At 69.7% G+C, this 22,879-nt stretch carries 24 protein-coding genes; 18 read left to right on the top strand and 6 right to left on the bottom strand.

Annotation, left to right across the window (positions count from 1 at the left end):
• The first annotated feature begins 1 nt into the window (after position 1).
• The 3 genes from ACFX43_RS03215 (at position 2) to ACFX43_RS03205 (ending at position 3,983) form a co-directional block, all read left to right on the top strand.
• A complete protein-coding gene (locus tag ACFX43_RS03215; RefSeq protein ID WP_378816935.1) occupies positions 2-1,486 on the top strand; it encodes an aldehyde dehydrogenase family protein in 1,485 nt (494 codons plus the stop codon).
• Positions 1,483-2,589, top strand: a complete 1,107-nt coding sequence (locus ACFX43_RS03210; RefSeq protein ID WP_378816932.1) for an NAD(P)-dependent alcohol dehydrogenase — start codon at positions 1,483-1,485, stop codon at positions 2,587-2,589. The genes ACFX43_RS03215 and ACFX43_RS03210 overlap by 4 nt, the downstream gene beginning before the upstream one ends.
• 92 nt (positions 2,590-2,681) lie before the next feature.
• Positions 2,682-3,983: an MFS transporter gene (locus ACFX43_RS03205; protein ID WP_378816929.1), complete on the top strand. Its 1,302-nt coding sequence runs from the start codon at positions 2,682-2,684 to the stop codon at positions 3,981-3,983.
• Positions 3,984-4,047: 64 nt separating this feature from the next.
• Here ACFX43_RS03205 and ACFX43_RS03200 read toward each other — a convergent pair whose 3' ends face one another.
• The gene (locus ACFX43_RS03200; protein ID WP_378816926.1) at positions 4,048-4,518 is read right to left on the bottom strand and encodes a winged helix-turn-helix transcriptional regulator; all 471 of its coding nucleotides are present in this window, start codon (positions 4,516-4,518) and stop codon (positions 4,048-4,050) included.
• Between the two features lie 96 nt (positions 4,519-4,614).
• Between ACFX43_RS03200 and ACFX43_RS03195 the strand changes: the two genes are divergently transcribed.
• The 7 genes from ACFX43_RS03195 to ACFX43_RS03165 all read left to right on the top strand — a co-directional run bounded on the left by ACFX43_RS03195 (position 4,615) and on the right by ACFX43_RS03165 (position 10,701).
• Complete coding sequence (locus tag ACFX43_RS03195; RefSeq protein ID WP_378816924.1) at positions 4,615-5,079, top strand: SRPBCC domain-containing protein; 465 nt, start codon at positions 4,615-4,617, stop codon at positions 5,077-5,079.
• A 128-nt stretch (positions 5,080-5,207) separates the two neighbouring features.
• Positions 5,208-6,398 (top strand): sensor histidine kinase, encoded by a 1,191-nt coding sequence (locus tag ACFX43_RS03190; RefSeq protein WP_378816920.1) that lies wholly within the window; start codon positions 5,208-5,210, stop codon positions 6,396-6,398.
• Positions 6,395-7,057, top strand: coding sequence for a response regulator (locus ACFX43_RS03185; protein WP_378816917.1), 663 nt, complete (start codon positions 6,395-6,397; stop codon positions 7,055-7,057). The genes ACFX43_RS03190 and ACFX43_RS03185 overlap by 4 nt, the downstream gene beginning before the upstream one ends.
• A gap of 165 nt (positions 7,058-7,222) precedes the next feature.
• On the top strand, positions 7,223-8,047 hold the full coding sequence (locus ACFX43_RS03180) for an alpha/beta hydrolase (RefSeq protein ID WP_378816914.1): 825 nt from the start codon (positions 7,223-7,225) through the stop codon (positions 8,045-8,047).
• Positions 8,044-8,784 carry an ABC transporter ATP-binding protein gene (locus ACFX43_RS03175; RefSeq protein WP_378816911.1) on the top strand — a complete coding sequence of 247 codons (741 nt, stop codon included), beginning with the start codon at positions 8,044-8,046 and terminating at the stop codon, positions 8,782-8,784. Before ACFX43_RS03180 ends, ACFX43_RS03175 begins: the two co-directional genes overlap by 4 nt.
• Position 8,785: 1 nt before the next feature.
• Positions 8,786-9,634 (top strand): ABC transporter permease, encoded by an 849-nt coding sequence (locus ACFX43_RS03170; protein ID WP_378816908.1) that lies wholly within the window; start codon positions 8,786-8,788, stop codon positions 9,632-9,634.
• Positions 9,635-9,639: 5 nt separating this feature from the next.
• Positions 9,640-10,701 (top strand): fatty acid desaturase family protein, encoded by a 1,062-nt coding sequence (locus ACFX43_RS03165; RefSeq protein WP_378816905.1) that lies wholly within the window; start codon positions 9,640-9,642, stop codon positions 10,699-10,701.
• A gap of 11 nt (positions 10,702-10,712) precedes the next feature.
• On the opposite strand, the gene ACFX43_RS03160 is transcribed toward ACFX43_RS03165, so the two are convergent.
• From ACFX43_RS03160 to ACFX43_RS03150, 3 genes are all read right to left on the bottom strand, one after another.
• The gene (locus tag ACFX43_RS03160) at positions 10,713-11,270 is read right to left on the bottom strand and encodes a hypothetical protein (protein ID WP_378816902.1); all 558 of its coding nucleotides are present in this window, start codon (positions 11,268-11,270) and stop codon (positions 10,713-10,715) included.
• 64 nt (positions 11,271-11,334) lie between these two features.
• A complete protein-coding gene (locus ACFX43_RS03155; RefSeq protein ID WP_378816900.1) occupies positions 11,335-11,742 on the bottom strand; it encodes a hypothetical protein in 408 nt (135 codons plus the stop codon).
• 84 nt (positions 11,743-11,826) lie between these two features.
• Positions 11,827-12,990, bottom strand: coding sequence for a beta-1,3-glucanase family protein (locus ACFX43_RS03150; RefSeq protein ID WP_378816897.1), 1,164 nt, complete (start codon positions 12,988-12,990; stop codon positions 11,827-11,829).
• Between the two features lie 184 nt (positions 12,991-13,174).
• Here ACFX43_RS03150 and ACFX43_RS03145 point away from each other — a divergent pair, with 184 nt between their 5' ends.
• From ACFX43_RS03145 to ACFX43_RS03130, 4 genes are read left to right on the top strand one after another with little or no spacing between them, the layout of a single operon-like run.
• Positions 13,175-13,870 carry an NAD-dependent deacylase gene (locus ACFX43_RS03145; protein WP_378816894.1) on the top strand — a complete coding sequence of 232 codons (696 nt, stop codon included), beginning with the start codon at positions 13,175-13,177 and terminating at the stop codon, positions 13,868-13,870.
• Between the two features lie 31 nt (positions 13,871-13,901).
• A complete protein-coding gene (locus ACFX43_RS03140) occupies positions 13,902-14,618 on the top strand; it encodes a hypothetical protein (RefSeq protein WP_378816891.1) in 717 nt (238 codons plus the stop codon).
• Positions 14,619-14,661: 43 nt separating this feature from the next.
• A complete protein-coding gene (locus ACFX43_RS03135) occupies positions 14,662-16,107 on the top strand; it encodes an MDR family MFS transporter (protein ID WP_378816889.1) in 1,446 nt (481 codons plus the stop codon).
• Positions 16,108-16,152: 45 nt separating this feature from the next.
• A complete protein-coding gene (locus ACFX43_RS03130) occupies positions 16,153-17,301 on the top strand; it encodes an acyl-CoA dehydrogenase family protein (protein ID WP_378816887.1) in 1,149 nt (382 codons plus the stop codon).
• A 72-nt stretch (positions 17,302-17,373) separates the two neighbouring features.
• Here ACFX43_RS03130 and ACFX43_RS03125 read toward each other — a convergent pair whose 3' ends face one another.
• Positions 17,374-17,781: a hypothetical protein gene (locus tag ACFX43_RS03125; protein ID WP_378816884.1), complete on the bottom strand. Its 408-nt coding sequence runs from the start codon at positions 17,779-17,781 to the stop codon at positions 17,374-17,376.
• Positions 17,781-18,647 (bottom strand): nucleotidyltransferase domain-containing protein, encoded by an 867-nt coding sequence (locus tag ACFX43_RS03120; RefSeq protein WP_378816881.1) that lies wholly within the window; start codon positions 18,645-18,647, stop codon positions 17,781-17,783. The genes ACFX43_RS03125 and ACFX43_RS03120 overlap by 1 nt, the downstream gene beginning before the upstream one ends.
• Before the next feature lie 177 nt (positions 18,648-18,824).
• Between ACFX43_RS03120 and ACFX43_RS03115 the strand changes: the two genes are divergently transcribed.
• The 4 genes from ACFX43_RS03115 to ACFX43_RS03100 are packed head-to-tail and all read left to right on the top strand — an operon-like array spanning position 18,825 to position 22,879.
• Entirely contained in the window at positions 18,825-20,006 is a 1,182-nt protein-coding gene (locus ACFX43_RS03115; protein ID WP_378816878.1) for a M24 family metallopeptidase, read from the top strand.
• 22 nt (positions 20,007-20,028) lie between these two features.
• Positions 20,029-21,240, top strand: coding sequence for a PLP-dependent aminotransferase family protein (locus tag ACFX43_RS03110; protein ID WP_378816875.1), 1,212 nt, complete (start codon positions 20,029-20,031; stop codon positions 21,238-21,240).
• The gene (locus tag ACFX43_RS03105; RefSeq protein WP_378816872.1) at positions 21,237-21,632 is read left to right on the top strand and encodes a M20/M25/M40 family metallo-hydrolase; all 396 of its coding nucleotides are present in this window, start codon (positions 21,237-21,239) and stop codon (positions 21,630-21,632) included. The genes ACFX43_RS03110 and ACFX43_RS03105 overlap by 4 nt, the downstream gene beginning before the upstream one ends.
• Before the next feature lie 8 nt (positions 21,633-21,640).
• Positions 21,641-22,879: an amidohydrolase gene (locus tag ACFX43_RS03100; RefSeq protein WP_378816869.1), complete on the top strand. Its 1,239-nt coding sequence runs from the start codon at positions 21,641-21,643 to the stop codon at positions 22,877-22,879.

Genomic DNA, 22,879 nt, shown 5'->3' with positions numbered 1-22,879 from the left:
CATGCCCGCCACCTACGAGGACCAGCAGCTCTTCATCGGCGGCCGGTCGACCGACTCGGTGAGCGGCCGCCGGATGGACGTCACCGATCCCAGCACGGGCAAGGTGCTGACGAGCGTGCCTGCGGGCGACGCCGCCGACGTCGCTGCCGCGGTGGCGGCCGCCCGGGAGGCCTTCGACACCGGGCCGTGGCCACGGATGAGCGGCCGCGACCGCGCCCGCATCCTGCACCGTGTCGCCGACCTGATCCGCGAGCGGGCCGACGAGCTGGTCGAGGTCGAGAGCCGAGACGTCGGCAAGCCCGTGACCCTGGCCCGACACGTCGACGTCGAGACCGCGGCCCAGCAGTACGAGTACTGCTCAGCGCTGGCGCAGACCCTCGACGGGTCCGTGCGGGACACGCCCATCCCCGCCCTCGCCTACACCCGGCGCGAGCCCTTGGGCGTGGTCGGAGCCATCACCCCGTTCAACTTCCCGTTGATCCTGTCCAGCACGAAGATCGCGGCCGCCCTGGCGGCCGGCAACACCGTCGTGCACAAGCCGGCCGACGACACCCCGCTCAGTGCGCTGTTCGTGGCGCGGCTCCTTTCCGATGCCGGGATGCCTGACGGCGTACTCAACGTCGTGACCGGGACCGGTCCGGAGGCCGGCGACGCCTTGCTGCGCCACCCCGGAGTGGACAAGATCGCGTTCACCGGGTCGACGGCCGTGGGTCGCCGGGCGGCGAGCGTCGCGGGCGAGCACCTGAAGCCGGTCACCATGGAGCTCGGCGGCAACGGCGCCCACCTGGTCTTCGCGGACGCCGACATCGAGATCGCCGTGGGCGCCGTCATCAAGGCCTTCGTGTTCAACACCGGTCAGTTCTGCATGGCCGGACCGCGGCTGCTCGTCGCCGCGGAGATCCACGACACGGTGGTCGACATCCTCCGGCACGCCGTCCCGGGGGTACCCCTCGGCGATCCGCGCGACCCGGCGACGGTCATCGGCCCGATGGCGGGCGACCAGCACCGCAAGAAGGTCGAGGAGTACGTCGCCCTGGCCAGCCAGGAGGGCGGTCAGATCGTCACCGGTGGAGTGCGTCCCGAGCTCGGAGGTGACCTCGCCGACGGGTTCTACTACGCGCCGACGGTGATCACCGGGCTGCCCGCCGACTCACGTGTCGTCAACGAGGAGGTCTTCGGGCCGGTCCTCACCGTGCAGTCCTTCGCGGACGAGGACGAGGCCGTCGCTCTCGCCAACTCCACGGCGTACGGGCTGGCCGCCGGGCTGCACACCCGGGACCTCACCCGTGCGCACCGGGTCGCGGGCAGGCTCGACGCCGGCATCGTCTGGGTCAACGACTGGGCCATGCTCGACCCCGCGGTGCCGTTCGGCGGCGTCAAGCAGTCCGGCTTCGGCCGCGAGTACGGCCCGGAGGCACTCGAGGCGTACACGAAGGTCCGATCCGTCGTCATCTCCCTTCCGCCGACCCCTCAGGACGAGTCATGAGCACCGCGACCCAGGCCGCGGTGGTCGAGTCCGCCGGCGCCCCGTTCACCATCGGAGACGTCGAGCTCGACGCGCTCCGTCCCGACGAGATCCTGGTGCGGATGGTCGCCGCCGGGCTGTGCCACACCGACCTCGGCGTGGCGAGCGGCGGACTGCCGTTCCCGCTCCCGGGCGTTCTCGGCCACGAGGGCGCCGGTGTGGTCGAGGAGGTCGGATCCGGAGTACGCAGCCTCGTACCCGGCGACCAGGTGCTGCTGTCGTTCAGCTCCTGCGGGAGCTGCGCCCAGTGCCGTGACGGCCATCCGGCCTACTGCGACGTCTGGCTTCCTGCCAACCTCATCGGCGGCGGCCGCATGGACGGCACCTCGCCGGTGCTGAGGAAGGGCGAGCCGATCGGGGGTCACTTCTTCGGGCAGTCCTCCTTCTCGCGGCTCGCGGTCGTCGACGAGCGCAGCGCCGTACGCGTCGGGCCCGACGCCGACCTGTCCCTGCTCGCGCCGCTCGGGTGCGGGGTGCAGACCGGCGTCGGTGCGGTCTGGAACGTGCTCGCGCCGCGCCCGGGGTCCTCGGTGGTGGTCCTCGGCGCGGGTGCCGTCGGCCTGTCGGCGGTGATGGCCGCACGCCTGACCCCGGCCACCCGCATCATCGCGGTGGACCGGGTGGCCGAGCGGCTCGAGCTGGCCCGCGAGCTGGGGGCGACCGACGTCGTCGACGCCGGCCAGGTCGACGAACTGGCCGCGGCGCTGACGGAGCTGACGGGCGGCGGCGCTGACGGCGTCGTCGAGACGACCGGCAACACCGGCGTACTCCGCCATGGCATCGACGCCCTCCGCGCCCGAGGCACCGCGGTCATCGTCGGGGCGCCGCCGTTCGGCACCGAGGTGGGGATCGACGTGAACGCGATGCTGCCCGGCAAGCGGGTGACGGGCCTGACCCTCGGCGACGCCGAGACCCGCACCCTCATCCCAGCGCTCGCGCGACTGGTCGCCGACGGCCGGCTGCCGCTGGACCGATTGGTCCGGCGCTACCCGTTCGAGGACATCGAGACGGCCGTCGCGGACATGGTCTCGGGCGCCACGGTGAAACCGGTGCTCACCTTCTAGACCGGTCGTGGTGGCTCCTTGACAGGCGTGACGTGCATCACCCAGAATTGACAGGAATCCTGATAAACAGGAATCCTGAATGGAGCCCCCACATGACCCTCACCTCCGGTGGTAGCACGACCGGTCCACGTACGCAGATGGGCCGGATCGTCGCCAGCAGCTTCACGGGCAGCTTGATCGAGTACTACGACTTCCTGCTCTACTCGACCGCCTCGGCCGTGGTCTTCAATGAGGTCTTCTTCTCCAACCTCGACCCGGTGACCGGCACGATCGCGTCCTTCGGCACCTTCGCCGCCGGCTACCTGGCGCGCCCGCTGGGCGGCGTGATCTTCGGCCACTTCGGCGACCGGCTCGGCCGGAAGAGGATGCTGGTCCTGACGATGCTGATCATGGGTGTGGTCAGCTTCCTGATCGGCTGCCTGCCGACGTACGGCCAGATCGGCGCGGCCGCGCCGGTTCTCCTCGTCCTGCTCCGGGTCGTCCAGGGCGTCGCGATCGGCGGCGAGTGGGGCGGCGCGGTGCTGATCACCGCCGAGCACGCCACGTCCCGGCGTGGGCTGTGGGCCTCCTTCACCAACGCCGGCGCCCCGGCCGGCATGGTCCTCTCGACCGCGGTGATGGCGGTGATGGCCTCGGTCACCACGCCCGAGCAGTTCACCGCATGGGGCTGGCGGGTGCCGTTCCTGCTGAGCATCGTCCTGCTCGCGGTCGGCCTGTGGATCCGCCTCAGCGTGACCGAGTCGCCCGCCTTCGAGGCGATGAAGGAGAAGAAGGCAGAGGCTCGTACGCCGCTGCTCGACGTCCTCCGCAACCACCCGCGTACGCTCCTGCTGGCCGTCGGCGTCGGGCTCGGTGCCTTCGTCGTGCAGGGCACGCTGACCACCTTCCTCATCAGCTACGCCATCGGCGCCGGGTTCGAGCGCCCGACGGTGCTCAACGCGCTGACGGTCTCCTCGGCCGGCGCGGTCATCGGCATCATCGGCTGGTCCGCTCTCACCGACCGGGTCGGCCGGCGGCCGGTGGTGCTGGCCGCGGCCGTCGCGACCGCGGTCTTCGCCTACCTGCTCTTCCCGATGCTCGACAGCGGCAGTGTCGCGCTGCTGGTGCTCGCGGTCGTCCTGGGCCAGTCGATCATCCATGCCGCCTTCTACGGCCCGCTCGCCGCGCTGATGAGCGAGGTCTTCAAGACCTCGTCGCGCTACACGGGTGCCTCGCTCGGCTACCAGCTCGCCGGCATGGGCGCGGGTCTCTCGCCGCTCCTCTTCGCCTCGCTGCAGAAGGCCGGCGCGAGCACCGTCATGCTCTCCACCGTCATCGCGGCGTTCTGCCTGCTGAGCGTGTTCTCCCTGGTACGCCTCGGCGAGACCAGCGACCGAGAGCTCGTCGACGCCTGAGACCCCATGGCACAGCAGAGCCCGCCGTACGATTCGCGGCGGGCTCTGCTGTGCCATGGGGTGGTCATCGGTCTCGGATCGGTCGCCGGGCCGCCAGGTACTCGGCGGGCATGCCCGGCCCGGGCTGCACCACGACCTGGTCGGGCGGGACGTCTCCGTGCTGCTCGCACCGGGCCTCGACGTGGACGGGCTCCCCGCAGTCGGCGTGCAGGTAGTCGATGGGCCGTCCGTCGGGTGCGAACCACGTGTCGCCCCACTCGGTGAGCGCGATCAGCGCCGGCCGCAGCCCATGGGCCATCGCCGTCGGCCGGTAGTCGCCGGCGTCGTCGCGCGTCATCAGGCCGGCCTCGACGAGGGTGGCGAGGCGCGTCTTCAGGATGTTGGTGGAGATGCCGAGGTTGTGCTGGAAGTCGCCGTAGCGCGTGACGCCGGCGAAGATCGCGTCCCGCAGGATCAGCAGGGTCCAGCGCTCGCCCACGACTTCGAGGGAGCGGGCGATGGAGCAGATCTGGCCGTCGTACGTCTTTCCGAGCACGAGGACGACCCTAGCAAATCACTTGCATGATGAAAGTGTCTGTGTCTACGGTGAAACTTGCATGATGCAAGTCACATCGATTCCAAGGGGACAGCCATGAGCGACCTGACCGCAACCTTCACCGTCGACGCCACTCCTCAGGAGGCGTACGAGGCCATCAACGACGTACGTTCCTGGTGGGGGCACCACATCGCCGGGCCCACCGACCAGGTCGGCGCCGAGTGGTACTACCTGGTGCCGGACATCCACTACTCCAAGCAGCGCGTCAAGGAGCTGGTCCCGGGGGAGCGCGTCGTGTGGGAGTTCACCGACGGCTACCTCGACTTCATCGCCGACAAGAAGGAGTGGGTCGGCACGACCGGACGGTTCGACATCGCCCGCGACGGCGAGCAGACCCGAATCACATTCACCCACGAGGGACTCGCGCGCGGCGACGAGTGCTTCGACGTCTGCTACGACGCCTGGACCCACTACATCACCGTCAGCCTGAAGGGCCGGATCGAGTCCGGTGAGGGCGCGATCCGGACGCAGGACGAGGACAAGGCCGCCGTGGGCCGATGACGCCTCATCCGCTGGTGAGGAGTGGTCGATTTGGGCTCTCCGGAGGCCATCGAGAGGGCCCATAGTGACCACTTCTCGTGCGGTCGATGCGCAGCCGGTCGTGCTCTCGTGCCTGGTATTACTTGAACATGTTGAAGACCTGGCCCGGTCGCGGTCGTCTGGCGTTGTACGTCGCCGCGACCGTGCTCGGGATCGTGGAGGCCGCGGTCCTGACCACCGACCCCTACGAAGTCGCGGGCGGGGTCGCTCTGCTCATCGGGGTCACGCATGCTGCCTCGATTCCGCTGGCGCTCCGGCGTCCGGTGGAGGCGGCGGGGCTCTCCTTGGTCGCGGTGACCGTGGCCGCGCTGGCGGTCGCGAGGGTGGGCGAGGAGGGGTGGCCGTGGATGATCCCGCCGCCGACGCTGACCCAGCTGTTGGTGCTGGTGGTGCTGACCCTGGTCGCCGGCTGGCGGCTGGCGGCGACCACCCTCGGCATCCAGGTCGCCATCGGGGTGGTCCTAGCGGTGGTCGGGATGGCCTGGAACGACCTCGTCCCCTCACTCATCGAGGTGGCCAACTTCGCCTCGCTCGCGCTGCTGATGGGAGCTCTCGCCACGGTCGCCAGGCGGCTCTCGGAGTCGCGCAGCGCGTTGCGCGAGGAGCACGAGCGCCGCTCGGTCGTCGAGGAGAAGGCCCGCATCGCCCGCGAGCTCCACGACGTGATCGCCCACAACATGTCGCTGATCACCGTGCAGGCCAGATCGGCGCCGCACCGGGTCGACGACGTCAGCCCGGCGGCCGAGGCGGAGTTCGCCGAGATCGCCGACCTGGCGGCCTCGGCGCTGCGGCAGATGCGCGGGGTGCTCGACGTGCTGCGTACGGAGGAGGGGCAGTCGGGCCGGGTCCCGGTGCCGGGGATCGACGGGCTGGCCGAGCTCTTCGAGTCCGCCCGCGGGACCGGGCAGCTGGTCGACGTGCGTGGTGACCTTCCGGAGCTGACCGACGTTGCCCCCGAGGTCGGCACCGCGGCCTACCGGATCGTGCAGGAGGCGCTCAGCAACGCCCGCCGCCATGCGCCGTCCGAGCCCGTCGGCGTCGACCTGACGTTGGGGGAGGAGGACCTCGAGATCCGGGTCGCCAACGCGCTCGACGGCGCCGCCCCGGCCGCCGCGGACAGCGCCGGGGGTCATGGACTGATCGGGATGCGCGAGCGGGCCGGCGCCGTAGGAGGCAGCCTCACCGCCGGCGCCGCCGCCGACGAGTTCGTCGTCGAGGCGCGGCTCCCCACGCAAACCGCGGTGCACACACCCGCCAAACGCGGTAGGAAGACCCCGTGACGGTGAAGATCGTGGTCGTCGACGACCAGGAGATGGTGCGCTCCGGCTTCGTGGCGCTGCTCAGCACCCAGCCGGACATCGAGGTGGTCGGCACCGCCGCCGACGGCTCCGAGGCGCTGCAGGTGGTGCGGCGTACGCATCCCGACGTGGTGCTGATGGACGTCCGGATGCCGGTGATGGACGGGATCGAGGCGCTCCGGCAGCTCTCCGAGAACCCGGCCACCGCACAGACCAAGGTGGTCATGCTGACCACGTTCGACGCCGACGAGTACGTCCACGAGTCGCTGCGCCTCGGCGCCAGCGGCTTCCTCCTCAAGGACGCCTCGCCCGACGAGCTCGCCTCCGCGATCCGCGTCGTCCATGCCGGCGAGGCCCTGCTCTCGCCATCGGTGACCCGACAGGTGATCGCCCAGTTCGCCCGCGCCCCGCGCCGCCGGAAGGCGGACCCGCGCCTCAAGCAGCTCACCGAGCGCGAGCGCGAGGTGCTCGAGAACATCGCCCGCGGCAGCTCCAACAGCGAGATCGCCGCCGAGCTCTTCCTGGCCGAGCAGACCGTGAAGACCCACGTCAGCCGCATCCTCGGCAAGCTCGGCCTGCGTGACCGTGCCCAGGCCGTGGTGTTCGCCTACGAGAGCGGCCTGGTCGCGCCACACGTCTAAGAGCGCGTCCGGGAACCCGGATACGCCGGCCGGGCGCCGCCCAGCACGCACGCTCGACGGGTTCCCGGACGCGCTCTCAGGGACATCCCGCACTACCCCGGTAGGGGGTCGAATGGCTCCCGAGAGTGACGCGCGGGTCGGCACCTGATTCCTACCGTCACGGCCATGACAGTTGTGACGCCGCTCAGATACGGCCTCAACGAGGCCGACGGATCCATCGGACCCCGCCTGCTCGCCTGCGACCCGCCCGGAGGGGCACGGGTCGTGGAGGTCTTCGGGGATGCTGCGACCGCCGACCATATCGCGGTCATCGTGCCCGGAAACGGCCACCACCTCGGCAACTACTTCACCAGCACCGAGGCCCACAGTCCGCGATCCCGTGGGCAGCTGCTGCTGCGTACGATGCAGACGATCGCGCCCGAGAGCCGGTCGGCCGTCGTGGTCTGGCTGGGTTACCACTCGCCGCCGGAGTGGTACAACGCGATCACCAACGTCCCCGCCTACGCCGGGGCGCAGGACCTGGCGAACCTGACCCACTACCTGCCGCGTGCCGCGCACCTCACTCTGATCGGCCACAGCTACGGGTCGACCGTCGCCGGCCTTGCTCTCGCCAGCGCCCGCGCCGAGGACTACGTGGCGCTGGGCAGCGCCGGGATGGGTGCGGTGCGGCGCTCCGAGCTGGGCACCGGCACCCGGCTCTGGGCCGCGTACGGCGAGACCGACCGGATCCGGCTGGTCCCGCGGGTGCGGGTCGGGCGTCTCGGTCTCGGTCGCGGCCCGCTCGAGCTCGGAGCGACCAGGTTCGGGACCGGCGACATCCCCGGCCACTGCGGCTACTACGCCGAGGGCAGCGAGTCGCTGCTCAACATCGCCCGGATCGCACTGGGCCGCTACGACGAGGTGACGCCGGCCGGTGTCACGACAAACCCGCGCGCGTCCCGGGCCGTCCGGCCCGCCGCGCCGATCGCAGACATGGAGACCGCAGCATGATCACCGACGAACCCGCCATCTGGACCCAGGGGCTCCGCAAGAGCTACCCCGGTCGCGGTGCAGCCCTGGACGGCATCGACCTCGCCGTCCCCGCCGGCACCGTCCACGGTCTGCTCGGCCCGAACGGCGCCGGCAAGACCACGACCGTACGCATCCTTGCCACGCTCGCCTCGTTCGACTCGGGCCAGGCCTGGGTGGCCGGCCGCAACGTCGCCCGCGACCGGGCGGGCGTCCGAGCGCGCATCGGCATCGCCGGACAGTACGCCGCGGTCGACGGGATCCTGAGCGGCCGGCAGAACCTGGAGATGTTCGCCCGCCTGCACCGGATGCGGGCCCGGGAGGCACGAGCCCGCGCGGACGAGCTGCTCGAGCGCTTCGACCTCGTCGAGGCCGCCGGCCGCCCGGTCCGGGGCTACTCCGGAGGCATGCGCCGGCGGCTCGACCTGGCCGTCAGCCTCATCCGCAGCCCCCGGGTGCTCTTCCTCGACGAGCCCACCACCGGCCTCGACCCGCGCAGTCGGCTCGAGGTCTGGGACGCGGTCCGCGAGCTGGCCGACTCCGGCACGACCGTGCTGCTGACCACCCAGTACCTGGAGGAGGCCGACCGGTTGTGTTCACGCATCACGATGGTCGACCGCGGTCGTGTCGTCGCCGAGGGGTCGCCCGCCGAGCTGAAGTCCAGCGTCGGCGGCCGTGACCTCGACGAGGCGTTCCTGCTGCTGACAGAGGGGGCCTGAGATGACTGTGCCCATTACTGGGGCAATGACCGATGTCGCCGAGACCCACGGATCACGCATCACGTGGGCGGCGGTCGACACCTGGGTCGTGGCCAAGCGCCACCTCCTCCACCTCGTACGCCGCCCCGACGAGCTCCTCGGCACCCTGATGATCCCGGTGATGGCCGTGGCCATGTTCGGCTTCGTCTTCGGTGAGGCCTTCGGGGTCGCGATGGACGTGCCGGGGGCGGAGTACCGCGAGTTCCTGCTCCCCGGCCTCTTCGCGCTCACCATGGCGTTCGGCATCGGCAACACGACGATCTCGGTCGCCGAGGACGTACGCGGCGGGGTGCTGGACCGGATGCGATCCCTCCCGATGTCGCCGGTGGCGGTGCTGGCCGGGCGCGCCCTGGCCGACATGATCCTGGCGGTGGTCGAGCTGACCATCCTGCTCGCGCTGGGGACACTGTTCGGCTGGCAGGCCCATCTCGGGCTCGGTGCGGTGATCGCCGCGCTCGGGCTCCTGGTCCTCCTCAGGATGGCCTTCTCCTGGGTCGGCATCCTGCTCGGCCTGCTGGTCAGTGGTCCCGAGGCGGCGATGAAGTACTTCGCGCTCGTCTTCCCGCTCGCCATGGTCGCCGACACGATCGTGCCGACTGACCTGATGCCGGGCTGGCTCGCCCTCCCCGCCGAGTGGAACCCGCTCTCCTCCACCGTCATCGCCACCCGCGAGCTCTTCGGCAACATGGCCGCCCCCGCCACCACCTGGGTCGGCGAGCACGCGCTGACCATGGCCGTCCTCTGGCCGGTCGCCATCATCGCGGTCTGCCTGCCGCTGGCCATGGCGCGGCTGCGCCGCCTGGGGCGGTGACCACGATGACCACGCTCCCGGGCCAGTCACACCGTCAGGTCAACGCCTACACCGAGCTGATGAGTCGCGTCAGGCAGGAGGGTCTCCTGGCGCGGTCGCCGAGGACGTACGCCCGGCGTGCGGCTCTCCTCGGCACCGGCTTCGCGCTCGCGCTGCTCGCCCTGCTCGCCCTCGGACAGACCTGGTGGCAGCTGCTGGTCGCGGCGGCCTTCGGGGTCCTGTTCACCCAGACGGCGTTCCTCTCCCACGACGGCGCCCACCGTCAGATCTTCGCCTCGGGCCCGAAGAACGAATGGGCCTCCCGCATCCTCGGCAACCTGGTCGTCGGGCTGAGCTACGGCTGGTGGATGCGCAAGCACACCCGCCACCACGCCAACCCGAACAAGGTCGACGCGGACGAGGACATCCGCCCCTCGGTCCTGCTGTTCACACCCGAGGACGTCGAGCGACGCACAGGTCTCAAGCGGTGGCTCACCGCCCGGCAGGGATGGCTGTTCTTCCCGCTGCTGACCCTCGAGGGCCTCAATCTCCACGTCGGCGCCGTCCGCACCGTGATCGGTGACCGGGACCTCAAGCATCGCCGTACGGAGGGAGCGCTCCTGGCGCTGCGGCTGATCGGCTGGCCGGTGCTGGTCTGCTCGGTCCTGGGCCTCGGCCTCGGCGCGGCGTTCCTCGGCGTGCAGCTGGCCGTCTTCGGGGTCTACATGGGTGCCAGCTTCGCCCCGAACCACAAGGGCATGCCGCTGGTCCCGCGCGACACCAGGATCGACTTCCTCTCCCGCCAGGTCCTGACCTCCCGCAACATCCGCGGCGGGCGCTGGGTCGACTGGCTCATGGGTGGCCTGAACCTGCAGATCGAGCACCACCTCTTCCCCAGCATGCCGAGCAGCAGCCTTCGCCGCGCCCAGCCGCTGGTCCGTGCCTACTGCGCCGAGCAGGGCGTCCCCTACACCGAGGCCGGTCTCCTGGAGTCGTACGCCATCGTCGTCCGCCACCTCAACCGCGTCGGCCTAGGCGACCGCGACCCCTTCGCCTGCCCGTTCGTCGTGGTCAACAGGACGGGCTGACCGGGTGGGCCCTACGGGACCGGATCGGCGAGCACCGCTGCCCGGACCCGCCCGTGATCGGAGTAGTCCGGATCGGCCTCCACGGTGCCGGCGCCACCGAGCTCCCTCTCCCACTCCCGGGTGAGGGACTCGGTCTCGCCCTCCTCGTCGGCCCGCCGGTCGAAGGTGACCCGGGTGACGTACCCGTCGTCGGACCAGACCAGCACCCCGTCGACCTCGGCCTCGAAGCGTTCGCCGTCGGGCAGCACCAGGTCGATCCGGTCGCTGTTGTAGTCGCGCATCCCCGGGAACTCCTCGTTGTCCTCGGGCAGGCTGGAGAGCTGGATCGGCTCGCGCAGGTCGAGCTCGATGGTGTCGGGGTCGCGGGTGACCTGGGCCCACACGACCAGCGTGGCGATGAAGAGCACCGGCACCGCGAGCACGCCGACCCCGGACCAGGCCAGCGGCTTGGGGTTCTTCCCCGACAGCCGCACCGCTCCGGCCGCCACGAGCAGGATGAGTCCGACCGCCACGAAGAACAGCAGGATCGCCCCGACGACGATGATCAGAACCGCCCCACCCGCACCCATGGCCTCAGTATCCCGGCAGAGGCAGTGCGCCGCACCGCCAATGCCTCGCTGAGCCGAATCCGCCCTAGACGGTCTCGATGATGCAGACGGCCAGTGTCGAGAAGAAGACGACGCCGGCGAACATGGCGTGGAAGCTGACCCGGAAGGGCAGTCGGCCCTTGAACATCGAGCGGAGGGCGAGCTTGTAGGTGTTGACCGTCGAGAGGTGGCTGCCGCCCATCCGTCGGGTACGCCTCAGGAGCATGTTGTCCCCGAAGCCGTTGCCGATGGCGATGAGGACGAAGGCGGCCCACGCCCACAAGACGCGGTCGGTCAGGACGTACGTGATCCAGGAGGCGACGCCGAGGACGGAGAGCGCCACGTGCGTGACGACGATCCGCGGGTGGGTGCGGCCATGCCGGAGCCAGCCCGTGAGCAGCAGGACTCCGACCGCGGCCTGGACGAGCCACGCCACGAGGACGACGTACGACATGGTGCGACCGTACGGGCCCTCGTGGCGCGGTGGGCGAGCCGAGCCGGCGATCCCCGATAGAGGGGATCGCCGCCCGGACCTGCCTCAGAACGGGGTCAGCGTCACGGCCATCTCGGAGGCGTTGTCCTCGACGTACGAGGCGAAGCCGCCGACGTCGTCGAAGGCGAACCCGTAGGCCTTCCCGTCGACCGTGTTGTCGTGCATCGCCTTGCAGTACGCATGGACCGGCTCGCCCTGGTAGAAGCCGCCCGGGTCGCCCGTGGGCTGGTCGGCGGCGGCGAGCAGTGTGGTCCGGTTGAAGCCGGCGCCGAGCACGGCGGCGACCGGACCGGTGATGCCGTCGTTGGGGGCGGCCAGGGCGCCGTCGCAGAAGAGCACGTCCCGGGTCGATGGCCGGCTGAACGCCTTGACCCCGCCGTCGAAGACGAACTGGTCGCCGCTGACCCGGCCGGTGAAGGTGGTGTTGTTCGCCTTCACCACGAGCGACTCACCGGCGTACTTCGACCACACCTGGTCGATGTAGGAGTCGAAGAAGGTCGTGGAGAACCGCCCTGCGTCCAGGCCATGCCCGGGCGCGATGATGCGACGGTCGTCGACGACGAGGGAGCCGAAGTCGGGGGAGGCCGAGACGGCGGAGAAGATCTTCGCGCGGCCGCCCTCGACGAGGGTGCCGGTGGTCGGCGACTCCTCGCCGGTCAGCGCGATCGAGAGCGGGACGCTGAACATGTCGACCATGGTGGTGTTGCAGTAGATCCGGCCGCTCTTGTAGGTGAACTCGACGCAGTCGTGCAGGACGCCGTAGCTGGGGTCGGACTCGACCCACGCTGCCGGATAGGCGAGCGCGTTGCCCTCGTTGACCTTGAACTTCAGCTTGTCGCCGAGCGAGAAGTAGATCCGGCCCGACATGTCGGCGGGGATCTGGGAGAGCGTGTCGCCGCTGCCCGAGAACGGGATCGCGTAGTCGGCGTAGCCGTCGGCGCCGTTGTCGGCGAGCGAGACGGGTACGAGGGTGCCCTCGGGCGTGACCCGGGACTGCTCGCCCGTCGCCAGGTTGGTGCCGACGATGTAGAAGTGGATGGAGGCGTTGTCGTACGCGCCGGTCCGGTTGACGAAGCGGAGCTGGATGGTGGCCTGGGCTCCGATTCGTTGCGGGCGCATGGCTTGTGCGGGCTGCCAGTGGGTCCCGCCGAAGAGCGGCACGGCGAAGGCGGCAGAGGTGGCGGCGAGTACAGATCGTCTGGTCAGCATGGGACCTCCCGAGTGGGGAACTGTAGGAACCCGAATTACAGTAAGGGTCCTTTACAGTAAAAGTCCATACCCTCGCGGAGTGGCGTCGGGACGGCGTCGGTTCGATCACAAGTACCGATCGAGTGACCAAAACGGCCTTCCGGGGGCAGCGGATGTTTCGTCAACCTCGCTAGCCTGAATCCTTGTGAAAGTTGTCGTGCTCACCGGAGCCGGGATCTCCGCCGAGAGCGGCCTCGCGACCTTCCGGGACGCCGATGGGCTCTGGCAGGGTCACCATGTCGACAAGGTGGCGACACCCGAGGCGTTCCATCGTGATCCCGCGACGGTCCATCGGTTCTACGACGACCGCCGCCGGGAGTTGCGCGCGGTGGTGCCCAACCCGGCCCATATCGCGCTGGCCAGGCTCGAGCAGGTCCTCGGCGACGAGCTGCTGGTGGTCACCCAGAACGTCGATGACCTGCACGAACGCGCCGGCTCACGGCGAGTGGTGCACATGCACGGCGAGCTGCTCTCGGCCCTCTGCGACTCCTGTCAGGGCCGGTTCGCCTGGGACGACGACCTCGGCGACGCCCCCGCCTGCCCGGGTTGCGGCAACGACACGCTGAGGCCCGATGTGGTGTGGTTCGGCGAGATGCCCTACGACCTCGATCTGATCGAGCGGGCGCTCGCCCAGGCTGACCTCTTCGTCGCCATCGGCACCAGCGGCGCGGTCTACCCGGCCGCCGGTTTCGTACGCATGGCCGCCCACGCCGGCGCCAAGACCCTCGAGCTCAACCTGGACCCGTCCGAGACCTCGCACCTCTTCGACGACGCCCGTCAGGGGCCCGCCGGCAAGCTGGTGCCCGAGTGGGTTGCCGACGTACAGGGCCTCGTGCGTTGACCCCTTCGTAATTTCTGTCACGATAGGCCGCGTGTTTCGCCATGCCGTGCTCACGACCGCCCTCATCGTCGCGCTGACCAGCGCTCTCGCCGGCTGTGGTGACGAGGAGGGATCGCTGTCCCAGGCCCGTGACTACGCGAAGGAGCCTGGCAACCAGATCGCCGAGGACGCCCGCACGGCGATGCACGACATCAAGACCGTGCATGTCGAGGGTGACGTGCTCGACTCGGAGAGCACCAAGATCACCGTCGACCTCGACGTCTCCGCTGACGACGCGTGCGTCGGCAAGGTCAGCATCGGCGACGGCCAGATCTCGCTGCGCTCCATCGACGGCTCGGCCTGGTACCAGGGCGACAAGGAGTTCTGGAAGGCGATCGCGCCGGCCAAGGGCGAGGGCGAGCGCATCGCCAAGAGGGTCGGGAAGAAGTGGGTGAAGCTCGAGGGCGAGCTGGCCAGCCTGCGCGCCTTCTGCAGCATCGACAGCCTCACCGCCCAGATGGTCCCGGCGGAGGCCGAGGCCCAGGCGATCGGTCCGGCGATGGCCGCCGACGGCCCCGCCGTCCGTCTCGACGTCACCCACGGCGAGACCGAGAGCCGGACGTACGTCCTGGCCTCCGAGCCCCACCGGATCGTGAAGTGGACCCAGGGCAGCTCCGGCGAGCTCACCTTCTCCGACTTCGACAAGGAGTTCCAGGTCGAGGAGCCCCCCGCCGACGAGGTCTTCGACCTCGCCGAGCTGGAGGAATGACTCCACAGGAATGAATGGGCAGTCGTGAGGATTGCTAACCAATGTGCCCACCTCGACGACCAGACCCACGCGCAGCTCGGTAGGACTTCGTAGCGAACGCGGGCCGATCCTGCTCGCGGTGATGGTGTCGCTCAGTCTGGTCGCGATCGACATGACGATCCTGGCGACGGCGGTGCCGAGCGTGGTGAAGGACCTCGGCGGCTTCGAGCAGTTCCCGTGGCTCTTCTCGATCTACGTGCTGGCCACCGCGGTGACCACGCCGCTGTACGCCAAGGTCGCCGACCGGCTCGGGCGAAAGCCGGTGATGATCGCCGGGATCGTGGCGTTCCTGGTCGGGTCGCTGCTGTGCGGTCTGGCGTGGTCGCTGACCGCGCTGATCGTCTTCCGGGCGATCCAGGGGATCGGCGCCGGGGCGATCCAGCCGATGGCGATGACGATCGTCTCCGACATCTACACGCTGGAGGAGCGCGCGGTCGCGACGTCGTACGTCGCCTCGGTCTGGGCCACCGCCGCCATCGTCGGGCCGACGCTCGGCGGCCTCTTCGCCGACTACCTCGACTGGCGGCTGATCTTCCTGATCAACCTGCCGGTCGGGGCGGTCGCGCTGTGGCTGCTGCGGCACTTCCACGAGGACCGTCGGGCTGTCGCCGACGATCGAGCCATCGACTGGGCCGGTGCGGGACTGCTGACGGTCGGCGGGATCGCGCTGCTGCTCGGCCTGCTCGAAGGCGGGCACGCCTGGGCGTGGGCCTCCTGGCCGTCCTACCTGATCTTCGCGGTCGGCATCGCGGCGCTGGTCGCCTTCGGGTTCGTCGAGCGCCGTGCCGCCGACCCGGTGCTGCCGACGTGGGTCCTCGGGCACCGCGTCCTCGCCCCGGCCAACGCCGCCAGCCTGATCGTCGGTGTGGTGATGCTCGGGCTGACGACGTACGTCCCGCTCTATGCCCAGAGCGTGCTCGGTCACTCGGCGCTGGTGGCCGGGTTCGCGCTCGCCGGGATGAGCATCGGCTGGCCGATCGCCGCGGCTACGGCTGGCCGGATCTACCTCTCGAAGGGTTTCCGGACCGCGGTCGCCCTCGGTGCGTTGCTGGTCATCGTCGGCGGGCTGGTGCTGGTCACGGTCGGCGAGAGCTCGTCGATCTGGCACCTTGCGATCCCGTGCTTCGTACTCGGCCTCGGCTTCGGCTGGTCGGTCAACCCGGGCGTCGTCGCCGCCGGGTCGGCGGTCGACTGGGAGGTGCGCGGGGTGGCGACCGGGTCCAACATGTTCGCCCGCTCGGTCGGCTCGGCGCTGGGCGTCGCGCTCTTCGGGGCGGTCGCGAACGGCCTGGTCAGGCGTGAGTACGCCGGGGGAGAGGTGCCCCCGCTCGAAGCCCTGCCCGCCGATGTCCTCGCGCCGGCGCTGCACGTCGTCTTCGTCGTCGGCCTGGTCGTCTCGGTTCCGCTGCTGGTGGTGGCGTGGCGTACGCCGGTCCGGATCACCAGGTGAACAGTGGTTACCACCGAGTAACCACTGCGTCGTAGACTCCGACGCATGCTGAAGCGCGACCACTATGAGGAAGACCACGAGGACTTCCGAGCCTCCGTCCAGCAGTGGCTGGAGCGTTCGGTCAAGCCCCACACCGACAAGCACATCGCCGACAAGGCGCTGCCCCGCGAGTTCTGGCTCGAAGCCGGTGAGAACGGCTTCCTCGGTCTCGCTATCCCGGAGGAGTACGGCGGCGCCGGCGCCGACGACTTCCGCTTCAACGCGGTCCTCGCCGAGGAGCTCGCCAAGATCGGCGCGGCCTACCCGACCTGCGTCGGCATCCACTCCGACATCACCGCCCCGTACCTGGTCCGCCTCGGCACCGAGGAGCAGAAGCAGCGCTGGCTCCCGGGCGTGGCCTCCGGTGAGATCCTGCTCGCCATCGGCATGACCGAGCCCTCGGGCGGCTCCGACCTGGCCGCGCTGAAGACCACCGCGGTCCGCGACGGCGACGAGTGGGTCATCAACGGCTCCAAGACCTTCATCACCAACGGCTACTCCTGCGACCTGGTCATCACCGCGGTCCGCACCGACCCGGAGAAGGGCGCCAAGGGCATCACCCTCTTCGCGATCGAGGCGGACAAGGAGGGCTTCTCGCGCGGCCGCAAGCTCGACAAGGTCGGCATGGAGGAGTCCGACACCGCCGAGCTCTTCTTCGAGAACGTACGCGTCACCGACGCCGAGATCATCGGCGAGCTCAACCGCGGCTTCATCCACATGATGGAGGAGCTCCCGCAGGAGCGCGTCTCGTGCGCCGTCGCCAACGTTGCGCAGGCCAAGCAGATCCTGCTCGAGACCGTGCAGTACGCCAAGGACCGCAAGGCCTTCGGCCAGTCCATCGGTGCCTTCCAGCACAACAAGTTCCTGCTCGCCGAGCTGGTCACCCAGATCGAGGTCGCCGAGGCGTACGTCGACAAGTGCGTCGCCGCGCACGCCCGCGGTGAGCTCACCCCGGTCGAGGCGTCCAAGGCCAAGTGGTGGTCCTCGCAGGCACAGTCCGAGGTCCTCGACCACTGCGTCCAGATCCACGGCGGCTACGGCTTCATGAACGAGTACCGCGTCGCTCGCGCCTGGCGCGACGCCCGCGTCACCAAGATCTGGGCCGGCTCCAACGAGATCATGAAGGAGCTCATCGGCCGCGAGCTCGGCTTCTGAGTCGAACGAAAATTCATTCGTACGCAACGGGCGGCCGTTCCTTCGGGAGCGGCCGCCCGCGCCTGGTCGTGCTCAGTGCTGGAGGTCCTCGGCGAAATCCAGCACCGTCTGGGCGCGACGCACGATGGCGGTAAGTTTCGGTTCGGTGAGTGACTCGCCACCGTACTGAAGCGCCGCCTTCTGGCCGACGACGTTTTGCAGCGCAGAGGCTGCAGCCTCACCACCGGCGACCGACCGGAGGAGAGTGTGTGCCTGCCCGAGGTCGCCCTTCCATACCTGAGCGAGTCGCTGCGCGCACGCAGCGTCGGCCGCCGCGATCGCAGCCAGAATCGCCGACGAGGCCGCGGCCGCACGATCGAACTCGTCACGCGCTGTTTCGGCGCTTGTCTTCGCCTGCGTCATGAACGCTCGCGCGTTCGCGAGCCGCTTGCGGCCGTACGCCTTGTCGACATCGCGAGTGTCTCGTCCGCGCTTCGCCATCAGACGTCTCCCATCTTTGCGACCTCGCGCTGCATCCGCGCGAGCTTCCGCTCGGTCTCGGGGCTGATTGCGTTCCGGATCTGCGCTGCCTGCGCGGCCAGGGCAGAGCGTGTCGTCTCGGGCAGGCCGGACTCCTGAACGATTCTGTCGGCGAGCCTTTTAAACTCCGCTTGATCGCCTAGGAGCCGGCTGAATGACGCGGCAAGCCTGGCACTCTGGGCAGAGACCGCTGCCTGCCGTGCCGCCGCGCTCGCGTCGCGTAGCGCAGGTATGTCGACGCTGCGCACACCGCTGATCGCGTTGGTCTTCGAGGTGGCCACAGGGTCGTTTCGGGCCAGCGCCTCCGCGAACTCTGTGGTGTCCAGGATCAGAATGTCGCAGGCGTTCCCGGTCATCTGCACGACGTGATCATGCAGCGACTCGATCTGGCGGTCCCAGACATCGGACTCTTCATCGTCCAGTTCGCGGCGTACGACGAGCAGGTCGATGTCAGAGGCGGTGTTGGAAGTTCCCTGAGCGACGGAGCCGAACAGTTCGACCGACACTGGTGGGATCTCCCAGTCCGACGTGATCTCTTCGACTCGAGCGGCGAACGTCCGACGGGCGTTGAACATCGCGTCGATGCTGGGCCAGAGCAGGTGACTCCGGTTGGCGGAATAGGTGTATCGAGAGCCCACTCGTTCCTCGATCACGATGCCCTGTTCAACCAAGCGGGTCAGGGTTTTGCGGATCCCTGCCTCGCTCGCGTCCTCGACCTGATTCAGGATCTGGGTCCGGGTCATCCATCGGTCCACTCCGGCGAGCGCGTTCAGCACCGGCCCGTCCAGGGTCGGAGTCAGCACTCGGTACGGAGCGGAGAAGTCCATGTCGAGAGCGTACTATTGTGCACTGGTTCGTACAATAGTACGCGATTCTCTGGCGCGGCGTCGGCGTATTTCGGGTGTTTCGGCGCTGCGACAGCCTGTTGAAATCTCGCGCTGTCTATTGTCAACAATCAGCGCGTTCGGTCACGATGATCTAGTGGCGGGAACGGTGTCGGTGTGGTGAGCGTCGTCGGCCCCGAGGAGTTCGCGGAGCGGCTGGGGAAGGTTCAGCAGCGGATGGCGGAGCGGGGCTGGGCGGCGCTGGTGGTCGCGGACCCGGCGAACCTCTACTACCTGACCGGCTACAACGCCTGGTCGTTCTACGTGCCGCAGTGTGCGGTGGTGCCGGCCGAGGGAGAGCCGCACCTGTTCCTGCGGGCGATGGACGCGCACGGGGCCATGCACACGTCGGTGCTGTCGCAGGAGCGGATCCACGCCTATCCCGAGGAGCTGGTCCACCGGCCCGACGTCCACCCCTACGACCACATCGCCGCACAGGCCCGGGAGCTGAATCTATTTGTCGACAGTCCTGACGCGGTCGTCGGGATGGAGCTCGATGCCCACTATCTGCCGGTGCGCGGGTTCCTGGCGATGCAGCGGGCCATCCCGCGCACGTGGATCGTCGACAGCGGCGAGTTGGTCAACTGGGTACGCCTGGTGAAGTCGGCGGCCGAGCAGGATGAGATGCGCGCCGCGGGCGAGGTCGCCCAGCGGGCGATGACCGCGGCCCTGGAGGGGGTGAGGTCGGGGCGGCGCGAGTGCGACGTCGTCGCCGACATCCAGGCGGCGCAGACGGTCAGCGTCGGCGGAGTCGGCGGTGACTACCCGGCGCTGGTGCCGCTGCTGCCGACCGGCGTCAGCGCGGACACACCCCACCTGACCTGGACCGACAGGGTCCTGAGGCGGGGTGAGGCGACCACGATCGAGCTCGCCGGCGTACGCAACCGCTACCACGCCCCGCTCGCGCGGACCGTCTGCCTCGGGCCGCCGTCGGCCAAGCTCCTCGACTGCGCTACCGCGACCGCCGAGGGCATGGAGGCCGCGCTCGGCTCGATGAAACCGGGCGCGGCCGGCGCCGACGTGCATGCCGCCTTCACCCGGGTGATCGCCGCCCACGGGCTCAGCAAGGACTCCCGGATCGGGTACTCGATCGGCATCGGGTTCCCACCCGACTGGGGTGAGCGGACGGTCAGCCTCCGGGCAGGCGAGGAGACGGTCCTCGAGCCCGGGATGGCCTTCCATGTGATCCTCGGGATGTGGATGGACGGCTGGGCCTATGAGCTCTCCGAGTCGGTCCTGGTCACCGAGCACCTGCCCGAGCCGCTGACCTCGATGCCGCGTCAGTTGATCGTCAACGAGTAGTCCACCAAGGAGGAGATGTCGAATGTCGACGACAATCCGCACGGACATCCGGCTGCCCCTGGCAGCACGCATCGAGCACCTCGTGGGTTCGGTGATCGACTCCAGTACGTCGCTGCTGGCCGAGCAGACCCACGACATCGTCCGCCTCGCCATGGGCAGCCCGGCCCAGGACGCGATCCCGTCCGCCGCGCTGGCCGCGGTGCCGCTGGAGTCGCACGCCTTCGACTACGCCGCCACCGAGGGCGATCCGGCGCTGCGTGAGGCGCTGCTGGCCCAGTTGGCCGGCACCAGCGACGAGACCACCTCCGACCGGCTCACGATCACCTCCGGCGGGATGCAGGGTCTCGACCTCGCCCACAAGCTCTTCACCGACCCCGGCGACCTTGTCGTCGTCGAGGCGCCGACCTACACCAACGGCAGCGCGACCGCGCTGTCCTACTCGGCCGAGCTCCTCGAGATCCCGGTCGACGAGGAGGGCCTCGACGTGGAGCGGCTGGAGGCAGAGGTACGCCGCACCGGCCGCCGCCCGAAGTCGATCTACGCCATCCCGACCTTCCAGAACCCGTCGGGGGCGACCCTGTCGTTGGAGCGCCGGATCCGGCTCATCGAGCTCGCCCGCGAGTGGGGATCGATCCTGATCGACGACGACCCCTACGGTCTGCTGCGGTTCGCCGGTGACCCGTTGCCGACGCTGCACGAGCTGGCCGAGGGGGACCCGCTGGTCTTCTCGGTACGCACCTTCTCCAAGACCGTCGCCCCGGGCCTGCGGGTGGGCTGGGTCGATGCCGACCCGTCGCTGGGGCAGCTGCTGATCAACGCCAAGCAGGCGATGGACACCTGCACCAACCTGCCGGCGCAGCGGCAGCTCGCCGGGTTCCTCGATTCGGGTGGGTTCGACGCCCATGTGACCGATCAGCGGATTGTCTACAAGGAGCGGAAGGAGGCGATGCGCGCGGCGCTGACCGAGCACTTCGACGGCCGAGCCACCTGGACCGATCCCGACGGCGGCTTCTTCCTCTGGGTCACCTTCGACCCGCCGGTCGACACCACCGCACTGTTCGAGGTCGCCCTCGCCGAGGGCGTCGCCCTGATCCCGGGCAACGCGTTCTCGCACGGCGGGCTCTTCCCGCACGCGATGCGCCTCTGCTTCGCCTCCACCCCGCCCGCGCGGATCGCCGAGGGCATCGCCCGGCTCCGGCGAGCGGTCGACCGTCTCGTCCAGGAGGGCCGGTGACCTCAGTCGATGCCGACGAGGTCGTCGCGCTCGCCCAGCGGCTGGTGCGCGCCCGCGGTCAGAACCCTCCGGGGGAGGAGGCCGCGACCGTCGCGGTGCTCGCCGAGGAGTGTCGCCGGCGCGGGTTCGAGGTCGCTCTCGACGAGGTCGCTCCGGGCCGCGCGAACCTGATCGCGCGGGTCGGCGTCGGGCCCGAGCCCGGACTCCTGATCGTCAGCCACTCCGACGTGGTGCCGCCCGGCGACGGTTGGAGCGCCGACCCGTTCTCCGGTGACCTACGCGACGGCCGGCTGCACGGGCGTGGCAGCGCGGACACCAAGGGCGGCCTGGCGACCGCCGCCCACACCTACGAATCTCTCTTCCGGCGCGTCAGCCACCCGATCCAGGCATGATGACGGCCATGACTCAGCGTTCCTCTGTCGCCATCACCCATGCGTACGTGGTCCCGGTCTCGGCCGAGCCGATCGAGAACGGCACGGTCCTGATCGAGGACGGGGTGATCACCGCCGTAGGAGCCGACGTCGCCATCCCCGACGGCGTCGAGACCATCGACGCGAAAGGCAAGTGGCTGCTCCCGGGATTCGTCGAGGGGCACGGCCACATCGGCACCCACGAGGAGGGCGAGGGCTGGGCCGGCGACGACACCAACGAGATGACCGACCCCGACGGCGCGGCGCTGCGGGCGATCGATGCGATCAACATCGAGGACGAGGGCTTCCGCGACGCCCTCGCGGGCGGGGTGACCACGGCGGTGATCAAGCCCGGGTCCGGCAACCCGATCGGCGGCCAGACGGTCGCGATCAAGACCTGGGGCGGGCGGACCATCGACGAGCAGGTCGTCTCCGACTCGGTCTCGGTCAAGAGCGCCCTCGGCGAGAACCCCAAGCGCGTCTACGGCGATCAGAAGAAGACCCCGTCGACCCGCCTCGGCGTCGCCAACATCATCCGGAAGGCCTTCGTCGAGGCCCAGAACTACGCCGCCAAGAGGGCAACCGCCGAGGAGAAGGGCGAGCCGTTCGACCGCGACCTCGGCAAGGAGACCCTCGCCCGCGTGCTCTCCGGCGAGCTCGCCTGGGACCAGCACACCCACCGCGCCGACGACATCGCCACCGCCATCCGGCTCAGCGAGGAGTTCGGCTACCGCCTCGTGGTCAACCACGGCACCGAGGGCCACCTTCTCGCCGACGTGCTCGCCGAGAAGGACATCCCGGTCATCTACGGCCCGATGTTCGTGAGCCGCTCGAAGGTGGAGGTGCGCAACCGGGCCAACCGCAACATCGCCGCGATGGCCGCCGCGGGCGTGCGGGTCGCGATCACCACCGACCACCCGGTCATCCCTATCAACTTCCTGGTCCACCAGGCCTCCTTCGCCGTACGTGACGGCCTGCCGCGCGACACGGCCCTGGCCGCGATCACCACGAACCCGGCGAGCTTCCTCGGTCTCGGCGACCGCGTCGGGGCGATCGCGCCCGGGCTCGACGGCGACGTGGTCATCTGGTCCGGAGACCCCCTCGACACCGACCACCGCGCAGAGCGCGTCTTCATCACCGGGACCGAGGTCTACGCCTGGGACAGCGAGGCCGACGCGGGGCGCGGAGGCGGGCGCACGCGAGAGCGTGTGACGCGGCTCGGGATCTGA

The organism is Nocardioides sp. YIM B13467 (genome assembly GCF_042788075.1).
In the GTDB taxonomy this organism is placed as follows: domain Bacteria; phylum Actinomycetota; class Actinomycetes; order Propionibacteriales; family Nocardioidaceae; genus Nocardioides.
This window is presented reverse-complemented; position numbering and strand designations above follow the sequence as displayed.

What these genes read in the sequence shown, in the direction of transcription:
- ACFX43_RS03215 (WP_378816935.1), top strand. Translation starts at nt 2, where the DNA reads ATGCCCGCCACCTACGAGGACCAGCAGCTCTTCATCGGCGGCCGGTCG.
- ACFX43_RS03210 (WP_378816932.1), top strand. Translation starts at nt 1,483, where the DNA reads ATGAGCACCGCGACCCAGGCCGCGGTGGTCGAGTCCGCCGGCGCCCCG.
- ACFX43_RS03205 (WP_378816929.1), top strand. Translation starts at nt 2,682, where the DNA reads ATGACCCTCACCTCCGGTGGTAGCACGACCGGTCCACGTACGCAGATG.
- ACFX43_RS03195 (WP_378816924.1), top strand. Translation starts at nt 4,615, where the DNA reads ATGAGCGACCTGACCGCAACCTTCACCGTCGACGCCACTCCTCAGGAG.
- ACFX43_RS03190 (WP_378816920.1), top strand. Translation starts at nt 5,208, where the DNA reads ATGTTGAAGACCTGGCCCGGTCGCGGTCGTCTGGCGTTGTACGTCGCC.
- ACFX43_RS03180 (WP_378816914.1), top strand. Translation starts at nt 7,223, where the DNA reads ATGACAGTTGTGACGCCGCTCAGATACGGCCTCAACGAGGCCGACGGA.
- ACFX43_RS03175 (WP_378816911.1), top strand. Translation starts at nt 8,044, where the DNA reads ATGATCACCGACGAACCCGCCATCTGGACCCAGGGGCTCCGCAAGAGC.
- ACFX43_RS03170 (WP_378816908.1), top strand. Translation starts at nt 8,786, where the DNA reads ATGACTGTGCCCATTACTGGGGCAATGACCGATGTCGCCGAGACCCAC.
- ACFX43_RS03165 (WP_378816905.1), top strand. Translation starts at nt 9,640, where the DNA reads ATGACCACGCTCCCGGGCCAGTCACACCGTCAGGTCAACGCCTACACC.
- ACFX43_RS03160 (WP_378816902.1), bottom strand. Translation starts at nt 11,270, where the DNA reads ATGGGTGCGGGTGGGGCGGTTCTGATCATCGTCGTCGGGGCGATCCTG.
- ACFX43_RS03155 (WP_378816900.1), bottom strand. Translation starts at nt 11,742, where the DNA reads ATGTCGTACGTCGTCCTCGTGGCGTGGCTCGTCCAGGCCGCGGTCGGA.
- ACFX43_RS03150 (WP_378816897.1), bottom strand. Translation starts at nt 12,990, where the DNA reads ATGCTGACCAGACGATCTGTACTCGCCGCCACCTCTGCCGCCTTCGCC.
- ACFX43_RS03130 (WP_378816887.1), top strand. Translation starts at nt 16,153, where the DNA reads ATGCTGAAGCGCGACCACTATGAGGAAGACCACGAGGACTTCCGAGCC.
- ACFX43_RS03125 (WP_378816884.1), bottom strand. Translation starts at nt 17,781, where the DNA reads ATGGCGAAGCGCGGACGAGACACTCGCGATGTCGACAAGGCGTACGGC.
- ACFX43_RS03120 (WP_378816881.1), bottom strand. Translation starts at nt 18,647, where the DNA reads ATGGACTTCTCCGCTCCGTACCGAGTGCTGACTCCGACCCTGGACGGG.
- ACFX43_RS03110 (WP_378816875.1), top strand. Translation starts at nt 20,029, where the DNA reads ATGTCGACGACAATCCGCACGGACATCCGGCTGCCCCTGGCAGCACGC.
- ACFX43_RS03100 (WP_378816869.1), top strand. Translation starts at nt 21,641, where the DNA reads ATGACTCAGCGTTCCTCTGTCGCCATCACCCATGCGTACGTGGTCCCG.